17 protein-coding genes are annotated in these 20,050 nt (G+C 44.2%); 8 read left to right on the top strand and 9 right to left on the bottom strand.

Annotated features, from left to right (window positions below):
* The first annotated feature begins 24 nt into the window (after positions 1–24).
* Complete coding sequence (mfd, locus tag BW976_RS04035; RefSeq protein WP_076370718.1) at positions 25–3,381, top strand: transcription-repair coupling factor; 3,357 nt, start codon at positions 25–27, stop codon at positions 3,379–3,381.
* A gap of 4 nt (positions 3,382–3,385) precedes the next feature.
* Here mfd and BW976_RS04040 read toward each other — a convergent pair whose 3' ends face one another.
* Positions 3,386–3,877: a hypothetical protein gene (locus tag BW976_RS04040; protein ID WP_076370720.1), complete on the bottom strand. Its 492-nt coding sequence runs from the start codon at positions 3,875–3,877 to the stop codon at positions 3,386–3,388.
* Between the two features lie 148 nt (positions 3,878–4,025).
* Positions 4,026–4,562 (bottom strand): hypoxanthine phosphoribosyltransferase, encoded by a 537-nt coding sequence (gene hpt / locus BW976_RS04045; protein WP_139332199.1) that lies wholly within the window; start codon positions 4,560–4,562, stop codon positions 4,026–4,028.
* A gap of 155 nt (positions 4,563–4,717) precedes the next feature.
* Between hpt and BW976_RS04050 the strand changes: the two genes are divergently transcribed.
* Together BW976_RS04050 and def are read left to right on the top strand one after the other, a co-directional pair.
* Positions 4,718–5,944: a M16 family metallopeptidase gene (locus tag BW976_RS04050; protein WP_175614060.1), complete on the top strand. Its 1,227-nt coding sequence runs from the start codon at positions 4,718–4,720 to the stop codon at positions 5,942–5,944.
* Positions 5,945–5,967: 23 nt separating this feature from the next.
* Positions 5,968–6,540 (top strand): peptide deformylase, encoded by a 573-nt coding sequence (def, locus tag BW976_RS04055; RefSeq protein ID WP_076370724.1) that lies wholly within the window; start codon positions 5,968–5,970, stop codon positions 6,538–6,540.
* Between the two features lie 116 nt (positions 6,541–6,656).
* On the opposite strand, the gene BW976_RS04060 is transcribed toward def, so the two are convergent.
* From BW976_RS04060 to BW976_RS04070, 3 genes are all read right to left on the bottom strand, one after another.
* On the bottom strand, positions 6,657–7,295 hold the full coding sequence (locus BW976_RS04060; RefSeq protein WP_076371819.1) for a peptidase associated/transthyretin-like domain-containing protein: 639 nt from the start codon (positions 7,293–7,295) through the stop codon (positions 6,657–6,659).
* A 115-nt stretch (positions 7,296–7,410) separates the two neighbouring features.
* Positions 7,411–7,689: a NifU family protein gene (locus BW976_RS04065; RefSeq protein ID WP_076370726.1), complete on the bottom strand. Its 279-nt coding sequence runs from the start codon at positions 7,687–7,689 to the stop codon at positions 7,411–7,413.
* A 136-nt stretch (positions 7,690–7,825) separates the two neighbouring features.
* Positions 7,826–8,905: an Mrp/NBP35 family ATP-binding protein gene (locus tag BW976_RS04070; protein WP_175614037.1), complete on the bottom strand. Its 1,080-nt coding sequence runs from the start codon at positions 8,903–8,905 to the stop codon at positions 7,826–7,828.
* Positions 8,906–9,022: 117 nt separating this feature from the next.
* Here BW976_RS04070 and BW976_RS04075 point away from each other — a divergent pair, with 117 nt between their 5' ends.
* The 5 genes from BW976_RS04075 to BW976_RS04095 all read left to right on the top strand — a co-directional run bounded on the left by BW976_RS04075 (position 9,023) and on the right by BW976_RS04095 (position 13,916).
* Complete coding sequence (locus tag BW976_RS04075) at positions 9,023–11,269, top strand: transglycosylase domain-containing protein (RefSeq protein ID WP_076370728.1); 2,247 nt, start codon at positions 9,023–9,025, stop codon at positions 11,267–11,269.
* 108 nt (positions 11,270–11,377) lie between these two features.
* On the top strand, positions 11,378–12,007 hold the full coding sequence (locus BW976_RS04080) for an NAD(P)H-dependent oxidoreductase (RefSeq protein ID WP_076370730.1): 630 nt from the start codon (positions 11,378–11,380) through the stop codon (positions 12,005–12,007).
* A 150-nt stretch (positions 12,008–12,157) separates the two neighbouring features.
* Positions 12,158–12,523 carry a response regulator gene (locus BW976_RS04085; RefSeq protein WP_076371823.1) on the top strand — a complete coding sequence of 122 codons (366 nt, stop codon included), beginning with the start codon at positions 12,158–12,160 and terminating at the stop codon, positions 12,521–12,523.
* Positions 12,524–12,597: 74 nt separating this feature from the next.
* Complete coding sequence (locus tag BW976_RS04090; RefSeq protein WP_076370732.1) at positions 12,598–12,828, top strand: hypothetical protein; 231 nt, start codon at positions 12,598–12,600, stop codon at positions 12,826–12,828.
* A 104-nt stretch (positions 12,829–12,932) separates the two neighbouring features.
* A complete protein-coding gene (locus tag BW976_RS04095; RefSeq protein ID WP_076370734.1) occupies positions 12,933–13,916 on the top strand; it encodes an NAD-dependent epimerase/dehydratase family protein in 984 nt (327 codons plus the stop codon).
* A 705-nt stretch (positions 13,917–14,621) separates the two neighbouring features.
* On the opposite strand, the gene BW976_RS04100 is transcribed toward BW976_RS04095, so the two are convergent.
* The 4 genes from BW976_RS04100 to BW976_RS04115 form a co-directional block, all read right to left on the bottom strand.
* Positions 14,622–15,506, bottom strand: a complete 885-nt coding sequence (locus BW976_RS04100) for an AraC family transcriptional regulator (protein ID WP_076370736.1) — start codon at positions 15,504–15,506, stop codon at positions 14,622–14,624.
* Between the two features lie 33 nt (positions 15,507–15,539).
* On the bottom strand, positions 15,540–16,340 hold the full coding sequence (locus BW976_RS04105) for a hypothetical protein (protein WP_076370738.1): 801 nt from the start codon (positions 16,338–16,340) through the stop codon (positions 15,540–15,542).
* A 3-nt stretch (positions 16,341–16,343) separates the two neighbouring features.
* Entirely contained in the window at positions 16,344–17,771 is a 1,428-nt protein-coding gene (locus BW976_RS04110) for an alpha-L-fucosidase (RefSeq protein ID WP_076370740.1), read from the bottom strand.
* 217 nt (positions 17,772–17,988) lie between these two features.
* Complete coding sequence (locus tag BW976_RS04115) at positions 17,989–20,037, bottom strand: discoidin domain-containing protein (RefSeq protein WP_076370742.1); 2,049 nt, start codon at positions 20,035–20,037, stop codon at positions 17,989–17,991.
* Positions 20,038–20,050: the final 13 nt, after the last annotated feature.

Genomic DNA, 20,050 nt, shown 5'->3' on the forward strand with positions numbered 1-20,050 from the left:
TTTTTACATATATTTGCATCAGTTTTGAACATCCGTGATATTTTAGACAGATACAAGGCTGATGACAGGATCAAAGCGTTGGCAACAGCCCTTAACGCTTCAAAAAATCCCAGAATACAGCTACGTGGTTTAGTCGGGTCAAGTGATTCGGCCATGGCGGTAGCATTGTATTTTTTGCAGCACAAGCACATGGTATTTGTACTGCCCGATCGTGAAGAGGCCGGCTTTTTTCAGGCTGATATTGAAAATCTTACCGGTAAAGAAGCCCTGCTTTTCCCCTCATCATACCGAAAACCCTTTGAGTTTACCCAGCCCGACAGCAGCAATGTACTAGCCCGTGCCGAAGTACTAAACGAGCTTAGCCACTCCACCGAGTTTGGTCAGCTGATTGTGACCTACCCGGAAGCGCTTGCCGAAAAGGTGATTGACCGCGCTTCACTTGAAAAAAACACGCTTGAGATAGCTGTTGGCAGTAAACTGAGTATTGAGTTTATCAATGAGTTTTTAATTGAATACGATTTTGACCGCGTTGATTTCGTTTACGAGCCCGGGCAATTTTCTGTTCGCGGGGGTATTGTTGATATCTTCTCGTTTTCACACAACCTGCCCTACCGGGTGGAGTTTTTTGGGGACTTTATTGAGTCGATCCGCACGTTCGAAATCGAAAGCCAGCTATCTGTTGAGCAGGTTAAAAGCATTACTATTGTACCTAATGTACAATCTAAATTTTTAACTGAAAGCAATATCTCCCTGCTGGAATATGTAGAGCCCGGCACGCAGGTATGGATAAAAGATGTACAGTTTACGCTGGACATTATCCAAACCGGTTTTAAAAAAGCGGTAAATCTCTGGAAAGCGCTCTCTGCCGAAGAAAAAACGCAGAACCCGGAATGGATAGACCCCAAATTCGGCTTTACCGACGAAAAACTGATAGCCGATCAGCTGTTTGACTTCCCGGTGGTGGAGTTTGGCAAACAATTCTTCTATCAGCCCACAGCCTCCATCAATTTTGAGATGCGGCCGCAGCCATCTTTTAATAAAGATTTTACGCTGCTTATCCACAACTTTAAAAACAACGAAGCCGATAAGATTGAGAACTTTATCCTTACCGATTCGGCCCGACAGGTGGAACGTTTATACGCTATCCTGGACGACCTGGATAAAACCGTAAAGTTTACGCCCATCAGCGTTTCCATCCGTGAAGGTTTTGTGGACCAGGAACAAAAACTGGCCTGCTATACCGATCACCAGATATTTGATCGCTACTATAAATACAAACTCAAAAAAGGTTACCAGCGCTCACAAGCCATCACCCTGAAAGAGCTGCGCGACCTGAAACCCGGCGATTACGTTACCCATATTGACCATGGTATTGGCAAATACGCCGGTCTGGAAAAGGTGGAGGTTAACGGCAAACAACAGGAAATGATCCGCTTGATTTACGCCGATAACGATTTGCTGTATGTAAACATCAACTCGCTTAATCGTATATCTAAATACAGCGGCAAAGAGGGCACCGTACCCAGGATGAATAAACTGGGAACCGATACCTGGGAACGTCTTAAGAAAACAACAAAAAAAAAAGTTAAGGACATAGCTCGCGACCTGATCAAGCTTTACGCCCTCCGTAAGGCCCAGCAAGGGAATGCTTTTTCGCCCGATAGTTACCTGCAAACCGAGCTGGAGGCTTCTTTCCTTTATGAGGATACCCCGGACCAGGAAAAAGCTACTGCCGACTTTAAAAAGGACATGGAATCGCCGCATCCTATGGATCGACTGATTTGCGGGGATGTAGGTTTTGGTAAAACCGAGGTCGCCGTTCGCGCAGCATTTAAGGCTGTGGCCGATAGCAAGCAGGTGGCTATACTGGTGCCAACTACCATTTTAGCGGCGCAACACTACAAAACATTTACTGATAGGCTCAAGGGATTCCCGGCCAATATTGATTACATCAACCGGTTTAAAACCAGCCGGCAGATCAAGGATACTTTAGAAAAACTTAAGGAGGGTAAAGTTGATATCATTATTGGCACACACCGTCTGGTAAGCAAGGATGTGAAGTTCAAGGACCTGGGCCTGATGATCATCGACGAGGAGCAAAAGTTTGGTGTATCAACCAAAGAGAAGCTGAAACAAATGCGTGCCAATGTGGATACGTTGACGCTCACCGCCACCCCAATTCCTCGTACATTGCATTTTTCATTAATGGGCGCGCGCGATCTTTCCATTATATCTACCCCGCCACCCAACAGGCAGCCCGTAGTTACCGAGTTGCATGTGTTTAACGATACACTGATCAAAGAGGCCGTGGAGTTTGAACTGGAACGCGGCGGACAGGTATTCTTTATCCATAACCGCGTGGCCGATCTGCCCCAATTAGGCGGCATGATCCATAAACTGGTACCCAAGGCCCGTATAGGTATAGCCCACGGTCAGTTGGAAGGCGACGCACTGGAAGATGTAATGCTGAAGTTTGTGAACCATGAGTACGATGTACTCGTAGCGACAACTATTATTGAAGCCGGTCTGGATATCCCGAATGCTAATACCATCATCATCAATTACGCCCACATGTTTGGCCTGAGCGACCTGCACCAGATGCGCGGTCGTGTGGGACGAAGCAACAAAAAGGCTTATTGCTATCTGTTAAGTCCGCCACTATCCACATTAACGAGCGAGGCCCGCAAACGCCTGAGCGCTATTGAAGAGTTCAGTGACCTGGGTAGCGGCTTTAACGTAGCCATGCGCGATCTGGACATCCGCGGCAGCGGTAACCTGCTGGGTGCCGAGCAAAGTGGTTTTATTGCCGAAATTGGTTTCGAGATGTACCATAAGATCCTGGACGAGGCCATACAGGAACTAAAGGAAGATGAATTTAAAGGTGTTTTCCCGGATGATAAACCACGACCGTTTATTTCCTTTACCCAAATTGATACCGACCTGGAGATCCTGATCCCGGATGAGTATGTGACTAATATATCGGAGCGCTATAACCTGTATACCGAACTATCCAAACTGGAGAACGAGGTTGAACTATCCGCCTTTCAGCAGCAACTGCATGACCGTTTTGGCAAAGTACCGCCGCAGGTTAACGATTTGCTGAACACCATGCGCATGCAATGGCTGGGCAAAGCCATTGGTTTTGAAAAGATCTCGCTTAAAAAGAATGTGCTGCGCGGCTATTTTATCACCAACCAGCAATCGCCCTATTTTGAATCGGACGCTTTTCGTAATGTGCTCACCTTTGTACAAAGCAACATGCGCCGCACCAATCTTAAAGAAGTAAAAAACACTTTGCGCCTGAGCATTGAAGGCGTAAACAGCATTGACCAGGCCGTGTTGTTTTTGAATGAAATTGTGGGTATGGTTGGGGTGGATTAGGGTATTAATAGATACTGATGTCAAAATCATTTTGAGCAGAGGCAACAAAGCTTATCTGAGGAGCTACGACTTTGTCATAGATATCATCTATTTTTCCATCAAAATTTATGTCTTTAAAGATAAGCCCACCAACTACACCCAAGGGCGACTGTATCGGGTGATTCCCTATATCCTGCTGAGATTTAAAAACACCCACCGGAATGTATCCGTCGTAAACGTTTTTCTCGCTTCCTTTCTCAACAATAACATAGTATTTATTTAAAAGTCGCACGCTAAATTTAGCCATACCAGCCTGGTTGGTGGTTCCGGTATACTCAGGCGCATTATTAATCACAGAAGACGAATCGGTATATAGCCTTATCGCGGCTCCACTTGATGGACTTCCAGTTCTACCGTCTGTTACTGTAATTTGAAAAGAGGCTGAACCATGTTTACTACAAGAAAACAGGAAAGATGCTAATATAGTGGCCAGCACATAAGATTTAAGTTTTTTCATGACCGTTAAAAATACAAACAAAACCCTATTTCGATAAATAAAAAGAGCTTTCGAAAGCCCTTTTTATTTTGATTAAAGCGGCTTGCGAGGACACAAACCGCGGAGACAAATCAAATCCGAAATCGAACATCCCAATTCCGAAATACAATTAAACCTTCTTATAAATATCTCTCAAATTCCTTCCCATTTCCTGGTAATCCAGCCCGTATCCTACAACAAATTCGTTCTCAATTTCAAAACCTACATATTTCAGTTCAGCAATCGGGCTTAGTAGTGCTGCTGGCTTCAGTAATAAAGAGCAAACCGCTATAGATGATGGGTTACGCTGTTTTAGTTTATCTATGAGATAGTGCACGGTATTGCCCGTATCTACAATATCCTCAATGATCACAACGTCGCGGTCTTTAATATCCATGATCAAATCAATATCATCGCGAATCTTGAGCTTGCTGGTAGTTCCGCCATAGTAGGAGGCCAATTTAGTAAAGGCTATTTCGCAGGGTCTGTCAATTTGTTTGATGAGGTCAGCAATAAACAAAAAACTGCCGTTCAGCACGCCAACAAACACCGGTATACTATTTTGATAATCAGCGTTTAATTGCTGACCAATAGCCGTTGTTCGTTCTATTATAGATTTTTCACTGATAAGGGGTTCAAATTCAAGATCGGCTATTTTAATTTTCATAAATGGGGGTTACTTTAATGTTTGGGGGCATTTTCAACTACGGTATGCTAAGTAATTACATACACATTACGATTTTCGCCCTAAAATAGTATAAATCGCTTACAATAGCATCAAAATAATTATACTGCATATAATGTATCTTTGCCCTCCATATGATCGATTACCAGGCATACACTTTACCCAATGGCATCCGGATATTATATAAGCATGCACCCTTTGCCATAACCCATTGCTGTTTTATTGTAAATGCCGGCTCGCGCGATGAAGGCGAACACCAGGAAGGCCTTGCCCATTTCATTGAGCATCTGTTATTTAAAGAAACCGAAAGGCGCAGCACCAACCAAATTTTAAACCGACTGGAACTGGTAGGTGCCGATTTGAATGCCTATACCACTAAAGAGTATACCTGTATACACGCATCATTACTTAACCAGCATCTGGAGCGTTCCATGGATCTGTTTGAGGACATCCTGTTTCACTCCACCTTTCCGGAGGATGAGCAGGAAAAGGAAAAGGGTGTAATCCTGGATGAAATAGCCTCCTACCTTGATCAGCCCGAAGAAGCCATACAAGACGATTTTGAAGAACTGCTTTTTAAAGGCCACCCCATCGGTAATAACATTTTAGGAACAACTGATTCTGTTGGGCGAATGAATGGCGATGATATCCGTGCCTTTATCCGGGCTAATTACAGCACATCCGAAATGATATTTGCGGTTCATGGCAATTACGATTTTAAAAAAATCATCAAACTATCCGAAAAATACTTCGGGGGTATTGCAGCTCATCATCCACAAAAAAACAGGATAGCGCCGCAGGCCAATCAAAATGGCATCCATATTGTTAAAAAACCGATATCACAAACGCATTGTATCATTGGCAACCAGGCTTATTCATCGTCGCACCAGCACAAAAGCGGTTTATTGCTGCTTAATAACTTGTTAGGCGGTATGGGCATGAGCAGCAGATTGAACCTCGAGATCCGTGAAAAGTATGGTATCGCCTACACTATTGAGTCGAACTATACCACACTTACCGATACCGGTATTTTTTCCATTTACTTTGGAACCGATGCCGAGAAAGCAGAAAAAGCCTCTCGCCTGGTTCACAAAGAATTGAAAAAACTGCGGGATCAAAAACTGGGTACATTGCAGCTGCACCAGGCCAAAGAAAAATTTATTGGCCAAATTGCGCTTGCCGAAGAAAATCGCATGAGCCTGATTATATCGATGGCAAAAAGTTTGCTCGATTTTAACCATATTGATACGCTGGAGGATGTTTTTGCTAAAATAAATGCCGTTACAGCCGATCAGTTATTGGAAATAAGCAACGAAATTTTTGATATTGACAAGCTAATTACACTGAATTTTGAACCTAAATAAGAATAATCCTGTATTTTTGTAAAATGAAGTATCCTATCATCGCCTACGGAGATCCTGTTTTAAGGAAAAAAGCAACAGCCATTGAACCAGACGAGTACCCTCATATAAAAGAACTGGTTGAAAACATGTTTGAAACCATGTATGCCGCGCATGGCGTTGGTTTAGCCGCCCCACAAGTGGGTATGTCTATGCGTTTGTTTGTGGTTGATGCTTCTGTTTTCAGCGATGATGAGCCCGAACTTAAAGGCTTTAAAAAGGTATTTATAAACGCCACTATATTAGAAGAAACCGGCGAAGAATGGGGCTTTAACGAAGGCTGCCTGAGCATACCCGATATCAGGGAAGATGTGTACCGCAAACCCGTGGTAAAACTATCTTATTACGATGCGGAATGGAAGCATTATGAAGAAACCTTCAATGGCCTTGCCGCACGCGTGATACAGCATGAATATGATCATATTGAAGGCAAACTTTTCACCGATAAATTAAGTCCGCTGCGCAAACGTCTCATTGAGAAAAAACTGAACGATATTTCAAAAGGGATGGTTGATGTCGACTACAAAATGAAATTCCCCGCTGTTAAAAAAGGAAGATAATTTAAGTCGCAAGTCAGGAGTCTTTAGTTCAAAGTCAAAAATGGATATATTTTCTTGACTCTAAAGACACTGTACCCAAAAGAGACTTATGACTACTCAAACTCAGAACTTCGGACTTAATTACTGCTGCTCTTATTATCAGCATCCGTAATCTGTTTGATCAAACTACCCCATGCAAACGGGTTAAGCAATGGATTTGGTGTTAGCGAATGCGAATTCAGGATACTGGTATGCATGCCCTGGGCTGTTGCCGTTTGTATTTCCTGCGCATCGCGGGGTAATACGTTTCCTAAAGCCACCAATGATGTGCGGCTTATGTTTTTACGCGCTATCTCCAGATCGTCATCAGCAAGTTTTATCGCTAAAAAGTCTTTCTTAAACTCATCTGTAGTTGCCCACGGGAACACATGGAATGTAGGCAGGTTGATGATCTGTGGCTTTAAACTAACTTGTAAGGTATAGCTTTTATTGGACACATTTGAAGGAATAACAACCGTTACCGGTCCATATCCAACGCAGGTAAAGCGCAGGGTATCCTGCTCATGCGCCACAAACGAAAAATACCCCTTGTAGTTTGACTGGCCTACCGAATTATGTGTGGAGGTATTGGTAATGGATACATAAGGCACAATAACATTGGTACTGTCGGCATTATGTACTACACCTGTAAACTGCACAACGGGCCTGTCGTCATGTTTTTGTGCAACGGCTCCAATTGTCACAAATAAAAATAATATGGCTATCAGATATTTCATATACCAATCACCCTCTCCGGATATATTACAGGTTATGCCCGGAAAAAGTTTCAAAACTTTAATCAAAAGTACGTTAATGCCGTAAATAAGGGAGGCATTTTAACAATACTTAACACTATCTTAAATTTTCAGGGAGCACCGCGTTAGGGTCGTCAATGTCTGTCAGGTTGATGGCCTCAATACCGGTTACTTCCGGAACGGCTTTTTTAATAGCCTGTTCAATACCGGCTTTAAGTGTCATGATGCTCATTGGGCATGACCCGCATGAACCTAACAATTTTAATTTAACTACACCTTCAGGGGTGATCTCCTCAATCGAAACATTCCCGCCATCAGCCTCCAAATACGGACGGATGCTATCTAAGGCTGTCTCTACTTGACTTAATAAACTCATTTTAACTAAATTATAATAAAAGTAAAGTTACAACAAATTGTTTATTTGTTCATCAGTTTATTAGTTCATTGGTCTTAATCATGTAATCTTATACAATTAATAGCCAATAATAACCAGACGCAAATAAACCCGTGAACTACTGAACTAATGAACCAACCGCTTTTGCGTTTGAAATAGCTACCTGCTGTGCTACACGGCGGGCCATCTCTAAAAAGGCCTGGGTCATTACTCCATCTTCTTCCAGTATGGTTGGCTTGCCGGCATCGCCAGAGTCACTTATACCCTTTACTAACGGAATTTCTCCTAAAAATGGTACATCCAATTGCGCAGCCAATTTTTGACCACCGCCTTTACCAAAAATGTAATATTTATTTTCGGGCAGTTCGGCAGGTGTAAAGTACGACATGTTTTCGACCACGCCCAGTATCGGCACATTAATGGCCGGCATTAAAAACATCCCTATCCCCTTTTTAGCATCGGCAAGTGCCACATTTTGAGGCGTTGTCACAATTACAGCTCCTGTAACCGGGAACGTTTGTGTAACCGTAATGTGTATATCGCCGGTTCCCGGTGGTAAGTCTACAACTAAATAATCCAGTTCGCCCCAGTCGGCATCATTAAACAGCTGTTTTACCGCGGTTGATACCATTGGCCCGCGCCACGGCACGGGTTGATTAGGATCTGTAAAGAAACCGATGGATAACAGCTTGATACCATATTTTTCAATCGGCTCAATACGCGTTTTTCCATTAACCTCGCTGGCTTGCGGGCGTGCCCCCTCTAAGCCAAACATAATAGGAACCGATGGACCGTAAATATCAGCATCTATCAAACCCACTTTAGCCCCAGCTTTGGCCAGTCCTAACGCCAGGTTTGCCGCCACGGTTGATTTACCAACACCTCCTTTACCCGATGCTACCGCTATAATGTTTTTAACGCCCGGAACGCCGGTGTTTTTTTGCGACGTAACTCTCGAGGTCATGTTGATGCTCACCACAGCCTCTTTGCTTATAAAATAGCTAATGGCATTACGGCAAGCATTCTCTATCATTGCTTTCAGCGGGCAGGCCGGTGTGGTTAGTATCACCGAAAAGCTAACGTTGTTGCCATCTATATGAATATCCTGTATCATGTTGAGGGTAACCAGGTCTTTTTTCAGATCTGGCTCTTCCACATTGCCCAGGGCTTGTAAAACTTGTTCTTTGGTAATTATCATAATATTATGGCAAATTTATGAAAACCGGCCGTTGATTTGCGTTTGTTAAAGAAACAATTTGCAGAAACAACCGTTTGCAGGGGATAAGATTTAGTTTAGTTTTGGAAAAATTTACACATGAAGCGTCTTAATCCTAAATACATACGCATAGCCGCATTTATACTGATACCCTTACTGCTTATCCTTTTAATAGGCGGCTACATTGCCTATTCAAAACGCGAGGCCTTGCTTCAAAAAGCTATCAGCAAAGCTAAAGCAAAAGCCAGGAGGGATTATAATTTAGATGTAAAAATAGGTTCGGCCCACTTCACGGGATCCAGCACAGTAGCATTTTCTGATATCTCGATAGTGCCCGAAAATCGCGACAGTTTGCTGAATATCAAAAGCCTGGTGGTAAGTGTAAAGCTGTTACCACTTATTGTTGGCGATATTAAACTGGCCGATGTTTCCCTACAGGATGGGTTTATAAATTTGACCAGCGTAAAAGGGGTTAAAAATTTCGACTTCCTGTTTAAAAAGAAAAAAGATACTACCGCCACACATGATAAGGTTGATCTGGCCGACCTGGCCGATCACCTGGTGAACGAAGTACTTTACAAGATCCCGGATAACCTGCATTTGAATAATTTTTCGATCAGTTTCCGGGATGATAGTACACGGCTAAAACTGCTCGCCAAAACTGCGCTGATCAAAGATGGTAACCTCACATCAACCATTGATGTGGATAACGGCGCTGCTACCTGGCATATTGCTGGTAAAATGCACCCCTCTGATAAAGACATCGACGTAAAATTATATGCCGACGGCAAAAAAGTAGAGCTGCCTATCATTCAAAAAAAATTCAGGCTCGTTTTAAACTTTGATACCATCAGCACAAAACTCACCAAGGTGGAGCACAGTGGCGGCGAAACAAAAATTTATGGTTCGTGGGCCGTACATAACCTGCTTATTAACCACCCGGGTATCTCATCGGGCAATATCGTTTTTCCCGATGCATCTATTGATGCTAATGTGTTTGTGGGTAGCAATTATGTATCTATCGACAGCTCGTCGCTCATCCACATTAAAAAACTTACCGCGCGCCCTTTTATTAAATACACGCTGAACCCGGTAAAAATATATGAGCTTAAGCTCAATACCGGCTGGCTAAACGCGTCCGATATCTTCGACTCCTTCCCTTCGGGTATGTTTGATGCCCTGGATGGCATACAGGTTGCCGGCAAGCTCAACTACGCGCTTAATTTTTATATGGATTCATCCAAGCCCGATGACCTGCAGTTTGATTCACGTCTGAGTAAGGATAATTTCAGGATTGTGAAGTACGGTAAAACCGACCTGACCAAGCTTAACAGTTCGTTTGTTTACACCCCTTATGAAAAAGGTAAACCCATGTCACCGCATCTTATCGGGCCGGAAAACCCGGAGTTTACCCCGCTTGAACAAATATCACCAAACCTGCGCAACGCTGTGATGACGGCCGAAGATCCTTCTTTTTATACCAACCATGGTTTTGTGGAAGAAGCCTTACGCAAATCATTAGTGACCGATTTTAAAACCAAGAAATTTAAGCGGGGCGGTAGCGGTATATCCATGCAGCTGGTAAAAAACGCCTTTTTAAGTCGCGAAAAAACATTGGCCCGTAAAATTGAGGAAATCCTGATTGTGTGGATCATCGAAAACAATCGCGTAATGACCAAAAACCGCATGCTGGAAGTTTATTTCAATATTATTGAATGGGGACGCGGTATTTACGGTATATCAGAGGCATCGCATTATTATTTTGGCAAATCGCCTGCTGAGCTTACTCTGGGCGAAAGTATTTACCTGGCGAGTATTGTGCCCTATCCAAAGGGTGGCTTATACGCTTTTCAACCCGATGGTACACTCCGTCCAGGCCTTCATGGATACTTTAACCTTATTGGTAAATTAATGGCGCAAAAGGGCTATACGGCCCGCGACACCAACGCTTACGGCTTTTATGGCGTTCGCCTGCGGGAAAGCCTGCGCCGGGCAATTGCACCCGTGGATACCGCTACTGCCGATAGCCTGATGAAACAAAGCGACGACAATGAGGTAATGCCGGTACTGGAAGACCCGGTAAAGAAACCAAGCTTCTTCCAACGTTTGTTTGGTAAAAAAGACACCACCGCTAAAAAGGCAGAAGAGCAGGAAAAGATCAAAGAGAAAACCGCTAAAGAGAAATTGAAGGAGCAGATTGAAGCGCTTAAACAGGAGTATAAGCTAAAAATAGATAATATTGATACTACAGGCAAAACCAGGAAGGATATAAGACAGGAAAAGCGACGCCTGAGAAAAGAGCAAGATGATAAAGAGGATGAGCTGAAACAAAAGGCCAACTTATAATTGATGAACGGTCTTGACGTAAATTGAATGTTTAAACATTCAATTTACGTCGGGGTGACTATTTAAAATGTTTAAACATCTAATTTTGTTTAACAAATAGAAAATATCATGTCACTCATAGAAAAATTACAATGGCGCTCAGCCGTTAAAAAATTTGATACTGCTAAAAAAATAACTGCCGCCCAGCTAGATGGTTTATTAAGCGCCGTACAGTTAGCTCCGTCATCATATGGCCTGCAATCATACAAAATAATTGTTGTTCAGGATGCTGAAACTAAAGCCAAACTGCGCGCTGCAGGTTATGATCAACCGCAAATTACAGATTCATCTGCCCTCTTCGTTTTTGCGTCGCTAACCACGCTTGACGAAGATTTTGGTAAAAAGTTCATCGACCTGATTGCTTCAACCCGTAATGTTGCACGCGAAACACTACAAGGTTATGAGCAGGTAATTTTAGGAACCCTGAGCAGCCGTACCGACGAGCAAAAAGTAGCCTGGTCACACAGACAAGCCTATATAGCCCTAGGTGTTTTGTTAAGCGCCGCTGCCGAACTGGGTGTTGATGCCGCACCGATGGAAGGCTTTGATGCCGAAAAATTTGATGAAATACTGGGATTAAAAGAAAAAGGCTTAACCGCTTCGGTTATCGCGGCCGTTGGTTTCCGCGCCGATGATGATCATTACAGCCAAATGATCAAAGTACGCCGCCCAAAAGAAGAACTGTTTATTCACGTATAAATAAGAATCAGATATAAGAGTCAAGAATTAAGAAAAGCCCGGTTCCAAACTCTTGGCTTTTGATTCTTGACTCTTGGTTCTTCCTTCCCGTAATACCAAGTGAATCAATGGCATGGCCTTTGCATAACTATCATGATGATTAAAAAGATCATGGCAAAGAAAATATTGATAGTTGATCATAATGGCTTAATGACGGAGGTAATGTCATACATATTAATCAGTAATGGTTATGAGGTAATGACCCTTGACAATGCAGCCCAGATATTCAGCAGCATCCGCCAAAATCAGCCAGACTTAATTATCCTTGATGCCGTTTTACCCGGTATAGATGGCATAGATGTGTGCCGCCTGCTCAAATGGAATAAAGAGACCCAAACCCTTCCCGTAATTATTTGTACCGATAATGATGATACCGAAAACTACCTGAAACAGGAAGGCGCTCCCAATGATGTATTGCATAAACCTTTTGGTATGAATAACCTGATAGAAACAGTTGAGCACCAACTGGCCGCCTGAATAAAAGCCACCTGTTTTGTTTAAAATGCTCGATTTATAAACAACAATTGTATATTTACCCCGAGGAGAAAAAGATGGGTCTGCCACTACGAATAACATACAACGATACCGACCACGTTTACCAGATAAACACCGCACCGATCAGTAAAGCCACCACCGAGCTTGAAATACTATTAAACGGCGAAAAAATAACCCTTCAAAAAGACATTCGCGGAGCATGGATCCAACAGGGAGAAGGCCAGCTGATTGATCCGGAATTGGCCCAGGCATTAGGCCGGTCTGTATCCCTTAGGTTTAGGATGTAGTTTTTCCAGCTACCCTTTGTAGAATAAAATCTACATTAATCCCTTTCTCTAACCCAATATAAGCTTTCGTTGCTTTTATAAAGCAAACCAAGTATTTTTGTTTCATGAGTATTCTTGTAACCGGAAGCGCCGGTCACCTCGGTGAAGCCATTTTGCGAAGCCTGAAAGCACAAGGCAGGCAAGCGCAGGGTGTGGATATCAAAGCATCAGCGTTTACAGATCATATAGGGTCCATAACCAACAGGGAATTTGTCCGCAATTGCCTCAAAGATGTACAGGCCGTAATTCATACCGCAACGCTGCACAAACCCCACATCGCAACCCACACCAACCAGGATTTTATCGACACCAATGTTTCGGGTACACTGGTACTGCTCGAAGAGGCCGTAGCTACCGGTATAACTACTTTTGTTTATACCAGTACCACCAGTACGTTTGGTGCGGCGATGAATTCCGCTCCCGGTGAGCCTGCGACCTGGATTACCGAGGAAGTAACGCCCATCCCCAAAAACATTTATGGTGTAACCAAAATAGCAGCCGAGAATCTGTGTGAAATGTTTGCCCGCAAGCATGGTCTTGGGGTAGTGATTTTGCGAACATCACGGTTTTTTCCCGAAGCGGATGACGATGCTACGGTAAGAGGAAAATACAGCGCCCCCAACGTACAGGCCAACGAACTGCTGTACCGCCGGGTGGAAATGGAAGACGTGGTTGACGCACATATCCTGGCTATTGAAAAAGCCCCGACTATTGCATTTGGCCGTTATATCATTTCGGCCACAACACCATTTACGCAGGGAGATCGGGCCATGCTCCATACCGATGCCCCGGAAGTAGTAAAACGGCTTTTCCCTGATTACAAGCAGCTTTTTGCCAGCCAGGAATGGACCATGTTCCCGCATATCGATCGCGTTTATGTGAATAGCCTGGCCCGCACCGAACTGGGCTGGCAGCCTAAATATGATTTTGCCTATGTACTGAAATGCCTTGGCGAGGGCACCGATTTCAGAAGTCCGTTATCCCGTGAAGTTGGCAGCAAAGGATACCATGATACTGTTTTTGAGCAGGGCCCTTACCCGGCTGAATAGCCTTCTATTAGTAGATGGGGTTAAGTATAATTCCTAAACAGGTGGTCCATTTGGTTAAAAAGTGGGTTTACATGGTTTACACTTTTCATGGTTAACGCTTATATAACTAATTAATAATCAATTATTTAAATGTAGTTTTTCGTTATATAGTGTGTTTATATGTAAACCCACTCAAAGTCTCTTGAAAGGCCTTCCTAGTTTACCTCGGACCCAGCTATATCCCTCAGGGTCCTCTGCGAGTTTAAGTTAACCCATAAAATCTAAATATGAACTAAAGAGTCCCCGGAAGGCAAGTTCAGGATCAGGAGACTCCGCAGGAGTCCGGTATTTCTTTAGATTTTATCTATAAACAGGTGGCCTCTCTGAGGCCGAATGGTACTCCAGGTATACTGATTATAGTATAAAGCATTGCCGGCCCCAGCGGTGCCACCTGTTTATAGCTCTAAAAAAGCACCTTCTTTGGCTCCGTAGGTGCCTCCCGTTGAAATTTCAAGTTGATCAATTTTGTGGGTTAACTTAAATCTGCGAGAGACCCTGAGTGGACTGTAATATTAAAAAAGGGCTGTCACCCTAAGCTCTGTCGAAGGGTAGAGCGCAGGGGGACTGCCCACCGTGCTTCGACGGAGCTCAGCATGATACCACCTCACCTTATTAATGGTTAATTACTCTTAGTAGGGCTTTACCTATCTTATTTTGTTCTTTTCCTTACCATGAACTTGTCTTTGTCTGGATAAATTCCCTCTGATAGTTCAGCGGGCTTTTACCGGTTATCTGTTTAAAATATTTATGGAAATTGGTAAAGTTGTTAAAGCCACTTTCATAGCAAAGCTGTTTTAAGGGCAACTTATTTTCGATAAGTAGCTTACAGGCATGGCCTACCCTGATCTCCAGTAAAAATTTGGAGTATGTTTTACGCGTGCGCGATTTAAAATAACGGCAAAAGGAGTTTGGACTGATACCCGCCAGATCGGCAAGTTCATCCATGTGGATCTTGTTTTTGAAATTGGCCAGCGAGTACTCATAGATCACGTTGATACAATCGTTTCTGGATTTCTCCATGTTTGGACTAAAACCAATGGACGACAGGATATCGGCATGATCATACCCGGCAATAATATTTAATGCTTCCATCAACAGGATGATCCGTTTGGAGCCTTCGGCGCTAAGCAGATCTTCCATGATCCCGGCAATAGCCTTTTTTGCCCTGCCTGTAATTTGTATACCCCGCCTCGCTTTTTCCAATACCATTTTGATCATCTTATTTTCGGGTAATTGCAAAAACCCATTTCCCCAAAAGTTTTCGCAAAAATGTGCCACCCTGATGTCAACCGGAGCCGTATCCTCTTTTGAAAAATAAACATCATCAAAGCGCCAGTAATGAGGCAGGTACGCCCCTATCATCACCATATCCCCGGCGTTGAACTGCCTGATATTATCGCCGACGAACTGGGTTCCGCTCCCTTTTTTAAAATGGATCAGTTCAATTTCCGGGTGGTAATGCCACCTGTTGTTAATACACGGAATGAGGTCTTGTCGTACACTAAAAGACTGAGCAGGACCTGCTGACACTTTGAGTAATTGTGGCTTCATTCAATTGGTTTTTAACTGGTTATTAAAACAAAACTATTGCTCCCGGATAGAGATATCGGCAAAATCAACATCTTCATCCCTGATGTATTCTGCGCTTTTCAGGCTACGGTATATGCCCCATTTCGGACGGCAAAATGATGTACCCTTTCGCCACAGATCGATATCCTTATTGGTATAATTCAATAATACTTTGCCATCGGCCACCCGCTTAATGGTGACCGTGTAGGTACCATGAGTATCATAATGCAGTGTTTCGGTTGCCTCAACCCAGGCTCCTTTAAAATCGGCCAGGCTTACTTTGGTTAAAACACCCTGAGAGGTTTCTTTTGCCGATCCGGTATGGATAACTTCAAATTGATCGGGCTTGCCAAACCGGGGCGTAAAGGTGATGACTGGTGCCCCGGCATCACCATCGCCAGCTTTAATCTGGTGGATATGCGTAAATGTAGGTTGAGCTTTAAAACCGCTGTCTATTTTAAATTTCCATTTGTATTCAACCGTTTCGCCCAGTTCTCCCTTCAGATTAGCGGCAGAGGGGCCATAAGTTTTGATCTCTACCCGCTCCCGGTCGAAGTTTTTACAGCGATCATTATCTTCTTTCACATGGCTGTGAAAAACAAACACATATTCGTTCAGCTGTTTATCAAAAGCTTCGGTAATATGTTTAACCGGATGGGCGCAATCCGGAACTTCGCAGGCATCGCCGCCCAGCACGCGCGATATCTGCTTATAGGCATCGCTGCTCCCATCGGCTTTTAGCATCTCCTGGGCCTTTAGCGTGCTGCCCGTAAGCAGCACGCCGGCTATTAAAAATATACGCCTGATAAATTTCATGGCTTAATCAAGTGCTCCGGTTTTCATTTTCCCGGCAGGGTTTGTTGTTTCGGATGCCACCACACCCTTCACTTCTAGTTTAATTACCGTGGCTATATTATCTGTAGCGCTGGCAGGTACATTTACGGTTACGCCATCGTTGGAAGTTTCGGTCTTTAAGGCGGCTCCGCTCGCCAGCATCTTGGCGTTAATTATTTCATTTTTTAATCCGGGAACAACCAGCTTGCCATCTGATGGCCAGTTAAATACAGACAAATACAGTATGGTATTTTTACCATTGGGTTTAAGTGTGCAACGGCCCCAGCTTAGCGCAGGTAGCGGACTTGCTTTGGTAGCGTATATGGCTTCGCTGTTTACTTTCATCCACTCACCCATTTTTTTTAAAGAGGCTATACTTTCCTGCGGAAATTCGCCTTCGGCATTCGGACCAACATTTAACAGGTAGTTGCCCCCTTTGGAAGCGATATCAATGAGGTTATGGATCAGTGTTTCGGGCGATTTCCATTTATGATCATAACTTTTGTAGCCCCAGGTACCGTTCATGGTCATACAGGTTTCCCAGTCTTTGCCATCAAGCTCGCTCTGGTTCGGGATCTTTTGCTCGGGGGTTTTATAATCACCAGCAAAGTTGGGTCGTTTCAAACGATCATTAGTGATGATGTTGGGCTGCAGCTTGAGCAGGTCATTCAGCTTTTGAGCAAACTCATCGGTCATATTGGTTGGCGTATCCCACCAGATCACCGCTACATCACCATAGTTGGTTAACAGTTCTTTTACCTGCGGCACGGCTACCCTGTCGATATATTCGGCCATGGTTGATGTGGTTTGAGCCGGGTCCCAATGACCGGTGTGGTCTTTGGTATAAGCATCTATTTTGGCCGAATCTGGATTTGGCCAGCCTTCGGCGCTTACTTTGCGGGCGGCCGCGCCACCGGGGTTATTCCAATCCTGCGCCTGCGAATAATAAAAACCCAGCTTAATGCCATACTTTTTGCAGGCAGCCGCCAAAGGTTTTAAAACATCCTTGCCATAAGGTGTGGCATCGGCAATGTTCCATTTACTGGCATTTGATTTAAACATGGCAAAGCCATCGTGATGTTTTGCTGTGATCACAATGTATTTCATACCGGCTTCTTTGGCCAGTTTTACCCAGGCATCAGCATCATATTTTACAGGATTGAATTTTTTGGCAAAAGCCTGGTATTCGGCGACAGGTATCTTGGCCCTATTCATGATCCATTCGCCGCCATGCCCTATCTCATAGCCTTTGTACATGCCACCTAATCCGGCATAATCGCCCCAGTGAATGAACATACCGAAACGGGCCTCGCGCCACCATTTCATGCGCTCATCGCGCGACAGCTCTTTTTGAGCAAAAACACTATGTATAAAAAATACGGACAGCAAACATGCTATAAAAAGTTTCTTCATCAGGTTTTTATTTCGGCAGGTATTACACCTGCCCTGGTTTATAATATTACTATTGAATTAAATAAACAAAGCCGGTTAAGTAGCCAACATGGTTTACGGTTATGCTTAATTGGTTATGAGCATACATTTGGTATAGCTTTTACTATTACTATACAATGCGCGTGGTGTTTGGTACCACATTTGGCTGCAATAATCTACGCAAACGTTTTCGTTCGGGTTATATCTTATTGTCCGGGCTTCTCCCCCTTTCCATATACATACCGAAATTATTGATGGCCACATAATCGTTGGCTTTCAGTACGGTTAGGCGAACCTTCCAGGCGATGGTTGACGAGAATTTTACCACCAGGTTTTTCCCTATAGTTGTCCCCTGCGTCAGCAGTTTCCAATCGCTGTTCAACTGGGCCTCTACTTTATAAGCTGTTATATGTTGCCCTTGCTCGTTGATCTGCAGGGTGTTTATTTCCACAGGGCCTTCCATATCAACCTCGAGCGTTGCTTTGGTTATGCCATCATTCGTGCACCAGTAAGTATTGGGATTACCATCAATCGCTTTTTCACCACCAAACTCTCGGGTGCTGCCTTTCACATCACTGGTATTTACCGGTCGATCAATAGCTTCGTTAAATCCAAGTTTATCTGTTTGCGTTTTAAGCTGCAATGTGCTTACCTGCTTATTCGGGAACATATCTACAGTATTGGCTCTGTACCCTATATTTTTAAGGCCCTTGATACCTACTCTCTCTGCCAGTTGGGCCAGGTAAAGACTTTGTATCTCCACCGGCGAACCGTGCGAATCAAAATTACCATCGGGCAAAACAGGGGCACTGTCAAACAAGCGGGCGGTTTGTTCGCGCTTGCCGATACAACCAATGGCCCAGTTTGCCGCGCCCGGCGGGTTTTGAATAATGTATGTTTTGGCTATGCAATTCCAGGCTACGGCCCAACCCATTGTCCACCCATGACCCGAGCCGGCGATGCCCCGGTTCATAAAATCTATACCGCCATCGGGTACGGTACAATTATCTACCAAAAGCCCGGTCGCCCAGCGCTGGTGGGGTTGAACCCGGCTCCGTGTACCCCTAAAGGTGCAATTGAGTAAAACATTCGGTCCGGCAATTAAGGAGGAGGTCCACACAAAATACATATTGCCCCCAGTGATCTCGCAGCGGTCTATCAGGTTTTGGCCGCCTTCTAAACTAAAATCTGTTGGTTTTGATGCGCCGAGATTGGCGTAAGTATGTTTCACGATCACTTTTTCCATAGTGATGCGGTTACCGGCAAGTACCGTGGTATTCATGGTTTCTTCGCAATACACTTCTTTAACCCAGCAGTCGTCACCCCCAACCCGTATACCGGCATGGGGGGCATGCCCGTAGTCAATTTCAAGCGGTGGGCATTGGATATGGATATTTTCGACGCCCACCTGCGTAACCCGCGGTACCGGTTTTGCTTTTACGATGATGGTACCCGGAACATTTAAAAACCGGGCATCGTAGGAGTCGGCCAGGGGAATATCAACCGTTATTTTATTACCGGAGATGGAAACGATCCTCCTTTTGGTAATACCCCGTGCACCTGCTTTGAGCCAGGTTTCTTTTTTACCATCGCGCCACATATTGTCCATCCCCATAAAATGAACCCAGCTTTCGGTTACCTGCCGGTTAATAGCTATGGTATCGCCAATGGCAAATCCCGATGCATTACTTACGGTAAAAGAGGTGCTGCCCGATGGTACATAGGTATCTGTAATAATTGTTTTGGCAGCATTGGCGGCTGTACTATCAGATCTTTCTGTCTTACCCAAGGGAACATTGGTGTTGCCGCGACCGATCACGATGGCCGTATGGTGCTCTCCAACCATTTTGATGGTGGTACCATTTGCCCCAGCGCCACGCAATACCACTCCATTTGTTGATAAGAGTAAAGAGCCGGAGCAGGTAAAGGTTCCCTGGGCCAACTCCACTGCACCACGGAAACCGTTCTGAAGGGGCATGGCCGATACCTCGTCTATAGCGTTTTGTATGATCTGCGTATCATCATTGCCCGATGGTTTTACGACACGCTTTACCGGAACATTGGGCAATACGACTCCACCGCCCATATAGCCAGCGGACGAGAAATCCATGATCCTGTCGCCGGTGGGTGTGGTTTTATAAATCAGCTTACCGTCCTTACCCCGGTATACCCACTGGCTTTTACTTTTTTGTGCGAATGCGTTGACTGTTATCAACCAGCATAATATAAATAAGCTAATGTGTTTCATTTGATATATCTCC

It is taken from the genome of Mucilaginibacter lappiensis (genome assembly GCF_900155965.1).
Lineage (GTDB): Bacteria > Bacteroidota > Bacteroidia > Sphingobacteriales > Sphingobacteriaceae > Mucilaginibacter > Mucilaginibacter lappiensis.